This is a genomic window from Microcella sp. (genome assembly GCF_033763155.1).
GTDB lineage: Bacteria > Actinomycetota > Actinomycetes > Actinomycetales > Microbacteriaceae > Microcella.
Window position 1 is genome coordinate 1 of sequence record NZ_JANRKZ010000044.1, and the last position, 1586, is coordinate 1586.

Annotated in this window: 2 protein-coding genes; one reads left to right on the forward strand and one right to left on the reverse strand. The window is 67.3% G+C overall.

Annotation, left to right across the window (positions count from 1 at the left end; translation table 11 throughout):
* The coding region (locus SFU54_RS01895) for a cytochrome P450 (RefSeq protein WP_319014624.1) at positions 1–907 on the forward strand (907 nt) is incomplete at its 5' end.
* A 102-nt stretch (positions 908–1009) separates the two neighbouring features.
* Here the strand turns inward: SFU54_RS01895 and SFU54_RS01900 are convergent.
* On the reverse strand, positions 1010–1586 hold a 577-nt coding region (locus SFU54_RS01900), incomplete at its 5' end, for a type 1 glutamine amidotransferase (protein ID WP_319014625.1).

The window sequence follows — 1586 nt, forward strand, 5'->3', positions numbered from 1 at the left end:
GTACGAGACCTTCTTGCGCGGCATCACCGCGAAGACTCTGGATGCTGCGCTCGCGAAGAAGGAGTTCGACTTCGTCGACGAGGTGAGCGCCGACTTTCCGATCCGGGTGCTCGCGCGTCTGCTCGGGGTGCCCGACAGCGACACGGGGCAGCTCATCGAGTGGGGTAACCGCATGGTCGGCAACACCGACCCCGAGCACGCCGACGTGCTCATCGGCTCGGCCGACAGCGACGAATACAAGCACGTGCCGTTCCGCTCGCCCGCGGCGATCGAGGTCTACGAATACGGCAAGCACCTCGCCGCCGAGCGTCGCGGCAAGGGCGGCACCGACCTCATCACGCTTCTCGCTGATGGCGTGCCGAGCGACGGTCAGCAGCTGAGCGAGCACGAGTTCAACACCAACTTCTTGCTGCTCGTCGTGGCCGGCAACGAGACCACGCGTCACACCATCACGCACTCGATGAACAACCTCCTCAACAACCCCTCGCAGCTCGAGATCTTGCGCAACGACCCCTCGCTCATTCCGTGGGCCGTCGAAGAGTTCTTGCGCTACGCCTCGCCCGTCTACCACTTTCGTCGCACGGCGACGACAGACGTCGAGTTCTCGGGCACGCAGATCAGCGAGGGCGAAAAGGTCGTCGTGTGGTTCGCCTCGGGCAACCGCGACTCGGCCGTATTCGACGAGCCCTACCGCTTCGACGTGACGCGCAACCCCAACGAGCACATGTCATTCGGCCGCGGAGGCCCGCACATGTGCCTCGGCAACGCGCTCGCCCGCATCGAACTGCGCATCATGTTCGAAGACCTGCTCACGCGCGACGTCACGCTCGAGCACGCCGGCGACCTGGACTACCTGCGCAGCAACTTCGTGCACGGCATCAAGCGCATGCCGGTTCGGGTCGCCTAGGCCGTTCTGACCGCAAACCCTGTCAATCGGTCACTCGTTGACGTGTCACGCTGAGCGCGTCGCAACGAGTGACCGATCGACGCCTGCGGTGACGCCGAGGCGCTAGGGGCGGGGGAGCAGCTCGGCGACGTCGGTCAAGAAGGCGTCGACGAGCGCGAACGTGCGCTCGCGCGCGGCTGCTTCGAACGCGCGCGTCTGGGCGAGCATGACCGCAGGGTCGTCGCCGTTCTCTTCGACCTTGGATGCCCCACCCCAGTCAAGCCAGCCTTGCAGCCCCGCCGCATCGAGCTCGGGGTGAAACTGCACGGCGAGCGAGCGGCCCACGACGAAGGCTTGAGAGGCCGCGGGCGTGCGCGCGATCTCGACGGCTCCGGGTGGCACGACCCAGCGGTCGTAGTGGAACTGAAACCACGGGCCGGCGCCGACGAGAGTGGGGCGGTCGCTCCACACCGCAGTCCAGCCGATTTCGCCGCGGGGGGCGGGCGCCACCGAGCCGCCGAGCGCTCGGGCGAGCAACTGACCGCCGAAGCAGATGCCCAGCACGGGCATCCCGCTCTCAACAGCGTCACGCAACCACGCGATTTCGGGCACGAGCCAGTTGCCAATGCACGCGTCGTCCCACGCGCCCCAGGGGGCGCCGAGCGGCACAAGCACGTCGTAGTCGCGCGCCGCCGGAAAG